Source organism: Rhizobium sp. FG96, from assembly GCF_057808655.1.
This window is the reverse complement of sequence record NZ_JBMDIL010000022.1, coordinates 33124-45737: the sequence shown is the minus strand read 5'-3', so window position 1 is coordinate 45737 and position 12614 is coordinate 33124. Positions and strand designations below refer to the sequence as shown.

Below are 12614 nucleotides of genomic sequence, written 5' to 3'. Positions count from 1 at the left end.
GAATGTGGAACGTGCGATCGCTGCAGAAATCCGCTTTGCCAGAGACAGTCTGACATCGCTTTCCCCTCATGATCGCCGTCGTCTTCTTCGAAACATCGTTGAGGCCCTCGACGCGATCCATGACGCCGCAATGGCAAGCAATCTGATCGCGGATCCGGTCGGTATCGATCAGATCATCATCAGCACGAGCCGATCCATCGCAGAACTTGCGAGGCTGGCCGACCGTGAGTTCGAAGCGGTGATCGAGGAATTCGATAGACTTTTCGCCAAACTGTCGGAAATGCTGCTGGACAAGGCTCCGCCCGCCTCGGCCGAAATTCACTAGCTACTTTGGCAAGGTATTCATACTCTTTGCTGCCCGAAATTCATGGCCCTGCTTTCTCCAGCGCCGGATATCGCAGAACAGAGCCTTCTGCCGACGGAACGCAGCTTGCACGATGTCTGAACGAAAAGACGGTTGTGCCGCCCAATGCTTCTCAAGCAGGATCACGAAATCTTTGAGGGCTCCGTACGATACCGTACGCACCGCGCGTTTGCGATCAGTTTCGGCGCGAACTTAAAACGATTCTTAAAGATGCCATGCCTAAATGCTCCGATAACACGGGGGTGGAAATGCGCGTTGTTCTTCGTTTTGTCGTCCTGCTTTTCCTCTTGCCGGTCTCGGCGATCGCTGGCAGCGATGACTGGAAAGTCGCCAAGGCAACGAGCCAGGTACGCTATACGACGGATCAAATGTCGTGGAAGGACTTAAAGTCGGGCGACATTCTTCCCAATCACGCCTGGATCTCGACGGGGCCTCGCGGAAGGGCACGACTGGTAAGGGGCGTGGAAAGCATCGCCTTTCAGCCTAACACGATGGCCGCAATCACCACCAAGCCAGCCGGCTTTTTTGCACTGCGCAAAACGGAAATCGTTCAGCAGGCGGGCGCCCTTGATCTGGAGATCGAAAGGCGGAGCCTGCCCCATACGACGGTGCAGACGCCCTATCTAGCGGCTGTTGTAAAAGGCACAATCTTCCATGTGAGCGTTGGAAGGTCCAAAGCGTCTGTGTCCGTTGATCGAGGCCTCGTGCAGGTGACCGCCTTCGCGAGCGGCCAGCAAGCCAATGTCGGGCCGCGCCAGAGCGCCATTGTCGACCGAAAGACGGGGATGAAAGTCGATGGTGCTGCCTCGCGCCCATCGATAATAGCCGTTACACCGTCCGTCGCGGTCGTGCCTGCGGTGGGAACGACCACCCTCACCGGCCAGACCGAAGGTTCAGCAGAAGACAAGGAGAAATCGGGCAAGGGATCGCAGGATACGAGCGAGAACACTGCCAACGACAGCGGGGGCAGGTCCGGCAAGGGACACAATGGCTCGACCAATAGCGGAGGCGGTAAAGACAGCAGCTCTGGCCATGAAAGCAACGGTAATGGTGGAGGCAATGGCAACAGTGGCGGCAAGGGCAATAACGGAAACGGCAGCGATAGCGGCAAAGGCAACAACAAGTGAAAAGCTTCGGTGCGACGCTTAGGCGGATCTATGACGCAGTCACTGGCCCGATCGCGCTTCGCGCCGCGCTTATCACCGTCATGCTTGCACTTCCGGTCGTCGCCCCCAGCCTGACCGCGCTAACGGCGCTCAACCAAAGGCTGATCGACAAGCGGTTTCAATGGGCGCCAAGGGAGGCCTCCGGCAAGATTGTATTCATTGCCATCGACAAGCGAACGCTTGACGAGGTCGGCGTCTGGCCTTGGCCTCGTAGCATCTATGCCACGCTTCTGGACAAGTTGACCGCCGCAAATGCAGCAGACATCTTCCTCGATATCGATTTCTCCACCCCCTCCGATGCCGATGACGATAACGCGATCGCATTGGCACTGGAGCGCGCCGGTGGAGGCGTTCTTCTGCCGATCTTCCGCCAGCAGATCGCCGCGGCCTCAGGAGAGACGGTGGTCACCAGGCCCATCCCCCGGCTCCTGTCCAACGCCTGGCCGGTATTTGCGAACGTCTCCACCGACGCCGACGGCGCGGTGCGCAATTTCGATTTAGGCAGCGCCTTCGAGGGCATTTCAACGCCATCTGCAGCTTCGGCTCTCGGCGCAAGCCCGGAGACCTCAGGGCATCGGCTGATCGACTTTTCGATTGAGCCCGGCAGCGTGCCCACTTACTCACTGGCGGATGTTCTTACCGGCAAGGTAGCAGCCGGTCAGCTTGCTGGACGTTCCATTGTCGTCGGCGCCTCTGCGACCGAACTGAAGGATATCTTTCCGGTCCCGGTGCATGGAGTATTGCCGGGACCTCTTATTCATGTTCTCGCAGCCGAGACGCTGATCCAGGCCCGCCTCCTGAGCGAAGTCGATCAAGGGCCATTGGAGCTTCTCCTCGCTGCCGCGCTGATCGTTGCCGTCCTGTCGTCGCGTTCCGTTGGATTGGCCAAGCTTTCGGCGCTCGCCTTGACATTAGGCGCCGTCTGCGAATTGACGGCCTACGCTCTCCAGAAAGATTATGCCATCGTGACAGGGACGACTGTCTCATGGCTTCTGCTCGCGCTCGCAAGCGGTCTCGCGTTGAACGAACGGGTAGATCTCGGTCAGATGATGGCGACGCTTGCAAACATCGACGCCCGCAACGCCCGCCGCCTCATGCGGCGTATCATTGCCGACAGCTCCGATGGAATTGTTGCCTTCGCTGGCGACATGAAAATCGCAGAAATCAGTGAATCTGCCAAATCGATCCTGAGAGTCGGGGCCGGCGCAAACCTGCTGAGCAGCGCAGAGCAGTCGGTGACGGCGGCGATCCGTGATCTTGCTGTTTTATACGAGGCCGATCCCGGCAGGATCCAAAGCACGATCGTAGAGTTTGTCAGACGCAGGGGTGAAAGCGAAACAAACTATGAAGCGGCGATCACCCTTTCTCCGGTCGAGGAGAAGGGATTTCGAGCGGCACCCTCGTTCGGCGGGTGCGTCATTATCCGCGATGTCACCGCCCGCAAAGCATACGAGGCGAAGCTCAAGTCGATGGCCGAGAAGGACGAGCTAACAGGGCTTTTGAATCGCCGCGAGTTCCTCGCACGCCTTGAAGGACGCGGCGGCGTAGTGGCGGTTCTCGATATCGAACGCTTCTCGGACGTGTGCGCGACTTTGGGCCGCGATGTCGGTGACAAGCTCTTGAAGGCCGTAGCTTCCCGGCTCGCCGCCAGCTTCCCAGGCGATCTGCTGGCGCGAATCGATGGCGACCTGTTCGCGATCCTGAGAGCCGGGGATGATGCCGACCCGGCGTCTCAAGCCGATCTTTTGCTGGCTCTTTTCGAGGAGCCTGTCGTCTTCGACGAGATGTCCGCCACCGTTGTCGTCCGGCTCGGCGTAGCACGCACCGAGCTTGTCGATTCGGCGAGTTCTCTGCGCGCAGCCGAATCCGCGCTTGACATCGCTAAGGAAACGTCAGGGCGCTGGTCGATCTATGATCCGGCCGTCGCGCTCCAACAAGCCCGCTCCAGACGTCTCGAAGCCGACATGAGGGGTGCGCTGCGCGAAGGGCAGTTCTTTCTGCTCTACCAGCCTCAGGTGGACCTGGCGATGGGACATTTCGTCGGCGCGGAAGCACTTTTGCGCTGGCGCCACCCTGAACTCGGCATCGTCCCACCGACGGAGTTCATCCCAATTGCAGAGTCTTCCGGGATAATTTGCGATATCGGCCGCTGGGTGCTGATGCAGGCCTGTGCGGACGCCATGCATTGGCCAACGGGTGCTGTATCGGTCAACATCTCGCCAATTCAGTTCGAGCGCGCCGATGTGGAAGGGGAAATTTGCCTTGCTTTGTCCAGGAGTGGGTTGCCGGCGTCACGACTCTGTGTCGAGCTGACCGAATCTGCGTTCCTCGACAATGGCGGCCGATCGCAGGCAAAAATGGCTGCGGTTCGCGCGATCGGTGTTTCCATTGCACTCGACGATTTTGGAACGGGTTATTCCTCTATGAGCTATCTCGCTGATTTGCCGCTCGACAAACTTAAGATCGATCAGTCATTTGTTCGCAGGATGACTGCGGACCACGGGGTCTTCGAGATCGTCAAGGCAATCGTCTCCCTTGCCCATGGGTTGGGACTGGAGATCGTCGCTGAAGGCGTCGAGGGCACGGCTGAACAAGCGCTTCTTCGCGAGCTCCATTGCGCAACCGGTCAAGGCTATCTCTTTGGCAGGCCCCAGCCACCTGATGAGATGCTCGCAGCTTTTGGCTTCGGGCCTGAGCGCAGATCAGCTTAACCTTGGATCGCCATCATCGAACGAGGTTCGTCAACCGACAGCGGCGAGTCGGGCCAGCGGTTTTGCGACGATCGGCAATGACATGAGGCGGCGATACTCCGCTTCCGGAGTGCCATAGGACTCGCCTGCAAACTGAAGCAATTTTGGTCGATCGCGGATTTCGAGGTGACTTCGAGTGGATCGTATGAGCCTTTCTCCTTCTAATACGTGAATTGCTTCCGTCACTGATGGCCTTCTGGCGCCAAGCATGATGGAGAGATATTCGTGAGTGAGGTCAAAGCCGCTCTTGGACGTACGGTCGTCCACCATCAGCAGCCATCGGGCAAGCCGCGTGCGGATGTCGAACCTGCCGTTGGCGAGAGCGGTATGGCTCACTTGTATGCCAAGGCATCGTGCAAACCGACCTGCAAGAAGATCGAGTTCGGGAGCGTCCTTCAGCACGAGCTTGAAATCGTCGGCGGCTATGGCGAGAGCAAAGCCTTCAATCTGATTGACAAGTTCATGCGGCGTGCGCTCATCGCCGAGCGCGATCCCGAAGCCTGTCATCCCCTCCCTGCCGATGAGCCCTGTTTCAATCCTGGCGCCACCGCTCCCGACGGCGATGAGCGAACCGACACAATCGAGCGGGAAGTAGACCCGGCTGATCGTCTGATGGGCAACTTCAAGAACAGCCCCCCTTGGCACGCTCATCCTGCTCAGGAGCGGCAAAAGTTCCTTCAGAGTGTGTGCGGGAAGAAGGGCGAGAAGATCGTTTTGTAGTGCCTCCTCGATCGAGACGGTTCTTTGACGCGCAACGTCCGACAAGACAAGCGCCAAACTCTCGACCTCGACGGGTTTGCGCAACACAATTTTGTCAGCGTGGCGATCGGGTAAGACATCCGGGTCGTAGCCGGTGGCGAAAATGAAAGGGATGCCGAGCCGCTCCAGCCTGTCTGCTATGGGGAAGACCATCTCGCCCGACAGATTGATGTCCAATATAGCGGCATCGAGGTCAGTTGACGCCGCGATCGCCCCCAGAGCCTCTGCAACACCTGGGCATTTCGCAGCGACGATGACATCCATCGCCGCGAGACGCTGTGCTAACTCGCTCACCATGTAATAATCGTCTTCAACCAGGAGAATACGCTTCCCGGTCAGCGCTTCGCGGCAAGTCATGACCCGGCTCCTACTGTTCGAGACTCCTAGATGGGGCAGGATTCATGGCAGGCAAGGATAGTCTGGACATATCTTCGGTTGTGGGGCTCTCCAAGCGGCGTTGCGTGTTGGCAGCCCTGCCAGTTCTGCAGCCCTGAGGTGGTGCATCTTTTTCAAGCAATCAGCGTTTAACCCTGCAAACCCTCAAACCTTGCGACAGGAAAACGATCATGACCGACATTAGAGCCAAGGGGTTCTCGTCTCGCGCGGAACTGGAACAATATCTCGAGGAACTGGAGGATGATGGTGGCCCGAGCGTCTTGGAAGACGACGACGACGAGGTTTTTCGCGCCGCCCGTAAAGAGCTCGCATGGCTTCGTAAGGAAGTCGCAGATCTCCGCGAGCAACTATCCTTTGGACATCTGCGAAGAAATGCGGTGGACGAACGGGAAAATGGCCGTTCCCTGGCGTGGGTTGCAGCGAGCGTTATCATAACCGCCATGCTGGCCAGGCTTGTGAGCCGCAGGGGCTAGAAGATTGTGGGGACCGGCTGAGCCATGGTCGAGGGGCCCATGGGCATGCAACCGGAAGTTTGGCCGTTCCCGACACTGCCAGTGCCATGGTCAATTTCGAAAATCAACATCAGCGGCTGGAACGAGCGCGCGTCCATCGCGTTTCGTCCTAACATAGAAGGAGAAAACACCGATGGATTGGAACCGCGTCGAAGGCAATTGGAAGCAGATGAAGGGCAAGGTCAAGGAACAGTGGGGGAAACTGACTGACGATGATCTTGACGTAATCGATGGAAAGCGCGACCAGCTCGAAGGTAAGATCCAGGAACGCTATGGTTACGAGAAGGATCGTGCCAACAAGGACGTTGACGCCTGGTATGGCCGTCAGACCTGGTAAGAGCTCCAGGACTTTCTAGTCGCCGGCCCTTGTGCCGGCGACTTTTGTTTAGACGATTGGAGCCAGCTGTATCGATAATCATGCTCGTTGCCAGCTGATGTTGCTGCTTTTCCTGCTTCGACGTGTGCAAGTGATCATTTAACTTCGTCGTCAACGCCGTCGACCGCCGTGGCTTTAGCCGTCACAGCCGAACCGTTCGCTGCGATGACGAATTCGATTAGCGCCCGTGACGCATTCGTCGATCGCGTCCGTGGAACGAGTTTGTTGCTACATCGTTTCGTGATCAATTCGGTTGAAACGCACGGAGTTTGATGATGGCACGCGAGAATTTAACTTGCGGGGACGCCGGTTCGACCAGCGCAAGCAAGCCGAAACGCCAATATACCGAGGGCGGCGATCCGAAACATGCGCAAATGCTAACCCGGCCAGACGCGCATGAGACCTCACACATGGATGAGTACACACTAATGATGAAGCAGGCGATGCAGGGTCGCGCCTAGCAGCCCGTGGCGCACGACGAGCGTCAGCTTCTTTGTCCCAATCTCCTGCTACTTAAACGGCGGGAATGCCAGCGAGACGATCGAAGCGAAGTCCGAAATCAATTTTGGGTGGCTCCGCTAAACACGTCGTTCTGGGACAAGTTTCCCGAACTACACTTCCGAGCGTCCTGGTAGTCCTGTCGACCGTTGCCATTGGACATCCTACAACAAATTCGCCCTGAAACGGAGAAACCCATGGCTAACGATACAAATCCAGCCCCAGCTTCAGACCCGGCCACTGCCGAAGTCGTAACAACTCCGCAAAAAAAGAAACGCGCGCCTCGCAAGCCGGCGGTGGTTTCAACGTCCTCACCAGCTGAGAAGACCAGCAGTGCCGCGACCAGCCGCGGCAAAAAGAGATCAGCCGCCAAAGCTGAAGAGGGTAATCCTTTAGCTTTGGCAGCGCCGGCCGGCCGTAAGGGTAAGCCCAAGTCTGAAGCGACCCAGATTGGTGGACGAAAGCGCACGATCTCTGCGACCGCCCGCCCTGTCGCCTCTGCGGATGAGATGGCCGATTTGCTCAAACTCGAAGAAGAGAACCAGGTGCTGCGCAAGCAACTTGGCGACAAGCTCCGGGCTGAAAATGTAGACCTGCGTAAGAAGCTCGGCGTGAAGTAATCGTCATCTGCGCTTGTTCTGGCGCAGCGTCTCACTTAGCAGCCCGGCCGCACCACGGTCCAGGCTGCTTTTCGTTGGAAGAGCGATAAGACCAGTCGTCCAGCCCTCCTTACTCGCAATAGCCGGGCTTAGACGGGTCCATGATCCGCCCAGATGGCAGAGCGGCGTCTGTCTACAGCCAATCACGTAATCCCTGACCCAAGCGAGAGATGGAGATCGGCACGCTTTTATTCGATCCTGCCGTTGTCGCCATCCATTGCCGCGGCAGTTCCTGTGCTCGCATAGCCGTCGCGCCCGTGAGGGGTGGCACGCCGATCCGTTCATGCGCGCATGATGATGCGCAACCTCGTGCGATTGAGCGCAAATCAATCGCGCACCGCCGCACGCGGCCACATCGGCAAACGAACCGCTGCAGGTTCCGGTTCAGGCCATCACCGTTGAACCCTCTCCACATCCAACCGGCTGAACCAAAACCAAAGTCGCGCGTTAGGCGGCTGGACTATTTCTAAAAGGAGATGACAATGAAATCTGCTCTATTCGCTTCCGCAGTGGTCGCTATGGCTTTTTCAGGCTCGGCCGATGCTGCCACAATGCGGCAACACCACGGCTCAAAGCATGTCAAACAGGTCGTCGCTGATCAGCCGAAGGAACGCCTCGGCACGCTCCAGTGTGAGGTGGCTGGAGGCATAGGCATGGTCATCGGCTCGAACCGTAAACTGGAGTGCTCCTTCAAACAGCGATCCGGCAAGATTGAACGGTATGTCGGGACGATTGGAAGGCTGGGTGTCGACGTGGGCGTGACCGGCAAGCGTTATTTGAGCTGGCTGGTCGTCAACACCGTGCCCACGCGTGTCGGCGACGGGGCGCTTGCCGGCAGGTATGTCGGAGCATCAGCCGGAGCGTCGGTCGGACTCGGTCTCGGCGCTAACGCCCTGGTCGGTGGCAGCTCAAAGAACTTCGCTTTGCAGCCAATCAGTGCCGAGGGCGGCGTCGGCCTCAATATCGCGGCTGGGATCGCTCAACTCAAGCTTCAAAAAGCTGGCTGAAGCCCCTGAGAAAGAAGTACTGCGCGCGGCCGCCTGCGCGCAGTTTACCTTTCAATTCTATGCTGCCTTAAATCAAAGACGCTGGAACGCGTTCGGGTCAGCACCGGGTTACCGAGACCTTGCTGCGCCATTTGTTTGAGATATCGGATTTGCAACAACTGTCAGCGTGACTTTTCCTTTAACAGAGCCGTCGATCTGTCCCGCCAGATGGAACCGGAGACTTCAATTCGAGTTAGAGCGAAATGAACGAGATGTTTGCGAAGATCGATGCGATGGATGCGGAGGCGAAACTAGCTTCCGGACTTGTCTACATTCCAGGGCTGGAGAGCGGTATCACGCGAAAGCCTGGGGCCAACGGATTTCTGTATTACCGACCCGACGGGCGTCGGATAACGGAACCTTCCGAAATAGAGCGCCTAAACGCGTTGGCCATCCCTCCCGCTTATACCAACGTCATCATTTCTACCAACCCGCTCTCCCACCTGCAGGCGATCGGAACAGATGCGCGAGGCCGACGGCAGTATCGGTACCATACCGAGTGGCATGCTGAACGTGGGAAAGCAAAATTCGAGCGGCTCGGCGCGTTCGCCGGCAGCCTTCCCGATCTTCGCGAGAGGGTTGATTTCGATCTTCGCTCGCGCGGCCTAAACGTTGACAAAGCGCTTGCAACCGTCGTGTGGATGCTCGACAATCTGTACATCCGCATCGGAAATACCGCCTATGCGCAGATGAATAACTCCTTTGGGCTCACCACGCTACGAAGCCGTCATGTGAAGGTCGAGGGCGGAAGCGTGAAGTTTCGTTTTAAGGGAAAATCCGGCAAGGAATGGAACCTTGCCCATAGTGATCGCCGGATCGCAAATGTTGTCAGAAAGCTGCAAGAGCTTCCAGGGCAACACCTGTTCCAATATGTATGTGATCAAGGCGGATGCCGCCAAATTTCCTCACACGACGTCAACGCATACATCAAGGATATCACCGGCGACGACTTTAGCTCCCGTCAGTTTCGAACATGGGGTGCAACCTGTATGGCGGTGGAGGTTCTGGCATCGCTGGAAGCTGCGACAACGAAGCGGGCGCTCGCACGACAACTCAACGATGCCGTTGATCAGGTTGCTGCCAAACTTGTGAACACCCGTTCGGTCTGCCGCTCATCCTATATTCATCCGGCGGTGTTCGAGGACTTTCAAGCTGGTACGCTTGGAGACGTCCTAAAACTGACGACTAGAAGCGCGCGGCTGCTGCAGTGGATGGATGAGGAAGAAATCAGGGTGGTGAGATGGCTAAAGAGTAGGCAGGGTGGCACGAGGACCAGCGCCTAAGCTGCGATCCACGGCTGGCGACTTTCCCGGCATTGGCGTCCTCTTTGGCTCTACGACACTGTCAACGACCAAGAGTGGTCCCCCGACCATTGTCGGCGCCGTGCCATGCTCTGGCAATTTCGTCCGTGCAGATCACGACCTGAAGGCCAGGCAGGACTTCCTGCCTGACGCCGATGCGCCGTTGCGAGGATCGCGCAGATTCCAGGCCGTTCGGCCCAAGGCCTCCGCAGCCCACGCGCCTGAGGACACTTCCATTTTGCCATCCGGGATGACGTCCCCGAAGGCCTTGCAGGTAAAAGTCACCGGCACTATTTCTTAGGCGATGACGATGCAGGGCAAAGATTGATGGCAAATCCTTATGAAACGCTCGGCGTCTCACAAGACGCGACGCAGAAGGAAATACAGTCCGCATACCGCAAGCTCGCCAAAAAACTGCATCCCGACCTCAATCCGGGTGACGCGTCAGCCGAAGAAAAGTTCAAGGCAGCCTCCGCCGCCTACGCGATCTTAGGGGATGAGGATAAGCGTGCGAGGTTCGATAGGCATGAAATCGACGAGACCGGTGGCGAGCAGGGAAAACGTAGCTACTATCGCGACTATGCATCAGGGGAGCATAGCCGCTCTCGATACCATAATCCCGGTGGGTTTGCCGATTTTGGTGATCGGGACGATATTTTCTCAAGCTTCTTTTCGGGGGCAGGGGGCAGGGGCACCGCACCGTACCCTGGAGACAATACGCACTACCGGCTGGAACTCGAGCTTCGCGAGGCTGCCAATGGCGCAAAGCGCACCGTTTCCCTGCCAGAAGGCGGCACCCTTGAGCTAAAAATCCCGGCAGGGGCTCGCGACGGACAGATCTTGCGCTTGCGGGGAAAGGGCGCCCCTGGGTACAATAACGGACCCGCGGGCGACGCCCTCGTCGAGATCCACGTTCTTCCTGACCGCCAGTTCTCTCTTGAGGGAGATGATGTCAGGATTGAGCTGCCGATTTCACTTCGGGAGGCCGTTCTGGGTGGAAAGGTCGAAGTCGCCACCTTGTCGGGGACGGTGTCCGTGACGGTTCCGCCATATTCCAGTACAGGCAGAAGGCTTCGTCTCAAGGGCAAGGGGTTTCCCAACAAGCACGGTGGCCATGGTGACCAATATGTCGTCCTGAAAATCGCTCTGCCGGCGACACCGGACGCAGAGTTGACGGACTTCATGACCCGGTGGGAAGCTGGTAAATCCCATAACCCGAGGGGCTTATAGGAGGAGGCGATGAACGATCTTGAGTACTGTCGTATCCTGCAAATCGAAAGTTCAACTCTTCAGATGTGGGTGGAGGAGCGATGGATTATCCCCGGCAGTTCTTCGCAAGCCCGTTCCTATGAGGACGTTGACCTTGCGAGAGGGCGTCTGATCCTCGATCTCATCGAAAGCATGGGCGTCAATCACGCCGGCGTTGATGTGGTCATCGAGCTCGTCGACCAGGTGCACAGCCTGCGTGAGCGGATGCGCTTGCTGATGGAAGCGATCGGCAAACAGGATCCTGCGGTCCAAAACGCCCTATGGCAGGCGCTGACCCCAATCCGTTGAGTTGGCGCGGCAATTGCTCAGTCACTCTTGCTCCTGTCGCTCTTATATTCAAACTCCGCACTGGCTGGTCGATCCATGTATCTATGCTTGAAAGCCTCTGCCTTTTCCAAGCGATCGAAGCCAACCGCAACCCAGCGAGATGCAATCATGCTGAAGTTTGCACCGATGACAAAGACATCGGTTTGCGGGAATTCGGCTCCCACATGTCAGCCTGATCAGCGAGCGGCTCGTTGCTGCTCAAGATAAAGGTGAATAGCGCCCGCGCGGCGCTACCAGAGCGGAAAGAGGCTGACGAAAAATCAGATCGGAGTGGCTGGCAGCGTCCGCTTGTGTCCCGAAGCATAATACATTGCCAGGATGCGATCCCTAGAGGTGACGCTGATCTCTCGCCCTTCCAAAAAATCATCGATCTCGTCGTATGTCACCCCGTAGGCATCTTCGTCAGGCTTAAGCGGCGCGTCCGATTCCAGATCGGCCGTTGGTACTTTCAGGACAAGGCTTTCCGGTGCGCCCAAAAACTTGGCGAGTGCCCGAACGCGACGCTTGTTAAGACCAGCCAAGGGGAGCACGTCCGCGGCCCCATCGCCGAACTTTGTATAGAACCCCATCAAAGCTTCTGCAGCATGATCGGTGCCGATAACGAGCCCGCGAGTGGCGCCCGCCAACGCATATTGTGCGATCATACGCTGACGGGCTTTGATGTTCCCCAGGTGGAACTGGTAACGATCGCCATCGACGATCCCCGGAGCGTTGCGACTGATCTCACTCATGATAGCGTCTGACGCCGGCTTGACATCGATTGTAATGACGCGATCGGGTTGAATAGTCGAGAGACAAGCCTGCGCGTCGGACTCATCGGCCTGATCGCCGTACGGGAGCCGAACCGCGATAAACTCCGCCTGATGTCCGCCGCTCCTGAGCCTGGCGACAGATTTTTGCGCCAGAAGACCTGCCGTCAGTGAGTCGACGCCGCCGCTGATCCCAAGCACGAATGACCGACCCGACGCTGCTATGCAGTAGTCTTCCAGAAATGAACATCTCCGTATTACCTCATGTTCCGCATCGAAATGTTCATGCACACCAAGGGCTTCGATGATGGATTTCTGTTCAGGCGACACTAAGCACCTCCGGGCCGAGAAACGACGGGACTTACACATCTTGAGGAGGCAAGCGAACGCTAGTAGCCTGTGCCCGCCGAGTGGGATTGACCAATAACTGCAGGTCGAAACC

12 protein-coding genes are annotated in these 12614 nt (G+C 57.6%); 10 read left to right on the top strand and 2 right to left on the bottom strand.

Annotation, left to right across the window (positions count from 1 at the left end):
* Positions 1-4 precede the first annotated feature (4 nt).
* The 3 genes from ACODR6_RS30790 (at position 5) to ACODR6_RS30780 (ending at position 4241) form a co-directional block, all read left to right on the top strand.
* Positions 5-325: a hypothetical protein gene (locus ACODR6_RS30790; protein ID WP_489026290.1), complete on the top strand. Its 321-nt coding sequence runs from the start codon at positions 5-7 to the stop codon at positions 323-325.
* Between the two features lie 287 nt (positions 326-612).
* Positions 613-1491: a FecR family protein gene (locus tag ACODR6_RS30785; RefSeq protein WP_489026288.1), complete on the top strand. Its 879-nt coding sequence runs from the start codon at positions 613-615 to the stop codon at positions 1489-1491.
* Positions 1488-4241, top strand: coding sequence for an EAL domain-containing protein (locus ACODR6_RS30780; protein ID WP_489026286.1), 2754 nt, complete (start codon positions 1488-1490; stop codon positions 4239-4241). Before ACODR6_RS30785 ends, ACODR6_RS30780 begins: the two co-directional genes overlap by 4 nt.
* A gap of 30 nt (positions 4242-4271) precedes the next feature.
* On the opposite strand, the gene ACODR6_RS30775 is transcribed toward ACODR6_RS30780, so the two are convergent.
* Positions 4272-5396 (bottom strand): helix-turn-helix domain-containing protein, encoded by a 1125-nt coding sequence (locus ACODR6_RS30775; RefSeq protein WP_489026284.1) that lies wholly within the window; start codon positions 5394-5396, stop codon positions 4272-4274.
* Positions 5397-5605: 209 nt separating this feature from the next.
* Between ACODR6_RS30775 and ACODR6_RS30770 the strand changes: the two genes are divergently transcribed.
* The 7 genes from ACODR6_RS30770 to ACODR6_RS30740 all read left to right on the top strand — a co-directional run bounded on the left by ACODR6_RS30770 (position 5606) and on the right by ACODR6_RS30740 (position 11384).
* Positions 5606-5908 (top strand): hypothetical protein, encoded by a 303-nt coding sequence (locus ACODR6_RS30770; protein WP_203431573.1) that lies wholly within the window; start codon positions 5606-5608, stop codon positions 5906-5908.
* A gap of 172 nt (positions 5909-6080) precedes the next feature.
* Entirely contained in the window at positions 6081-6284 is a 204-nt protein-coding gene (locus tag ACODR6_RS30765; RefSeq protein ID WP_112716043.1) for a CsbD family protein, read from the top strand.
* A gap of 734 nt (positions 6285-7018) precedes the next feature.
* Entirely contained in the window at positions 7019-7441 is a 423-nt protein-coding gene (locus ACODR6_RS30760; RefSeq protein WP_489026282.1) for a hypothetical protein, read from the top strand.
* Between the two features lie 521 nt (positions 7442-7962).
* On the top strand, positions 7963-8487 hold the full coding sequence (locus tag ACODR6_RS30755) for a DUF992 domain-containing protein (RefSeq protein WP_489026280.1): 525 nt from the start codon (positions 7963-7965) through the stop codon (positions 8485-8487).
* A gap of 242 nt (positions 8488-8729) precedes the next feature.
* Positions 8730-9809, top strand: coding sequence for a DNA topoisomerase IB (locus tag ACODR6_RS30750; RefSeq protein WP_489026278.1), 1080 nt, complete (start codon positions 8730-8732; stop codon positions 9807-9809).
* 342 nt (positions 9810-10151) lie between these two features.
* Positions 10152-11057, top strand: coding sequence for a J domain-containing protein (locus ACODR6_RS30745; protein WP_112716051.1), 906 nt, complete (start codon positions 10152-10154; stop codon positions 11055-11057).
* A gap of 9 nt (positions 11058-11066) precedes the next feature.
* Complete coding sequence (locus tag ACODR6_RS30740; protein WP_112716053.1) at positions 11067-11384, top strand: chaperone modulator CbpM; 318 nt, start codon at positions 11067-11069, stop codon at positions 11382-11384.
* A gap of 299 nt (positions 11385-11683) precedes the next feature.
* Here the strand turns inward: ACODR6_RS30740 and nadE are convergent, their stop codons facing one another.
* Positions 11684-12541, bottom strand: coding sequence for an NAD(+) synthase (nadE, locus tag ACODR6_RS30735; RefSeq protein ID WP_112716179.1), 858 nt, complete (start codon positions 12539-12541; stop codon positions 11684-11686).
* Between the last annotated feature and the right edge of the window lie 73 nt (positions 12542-12614).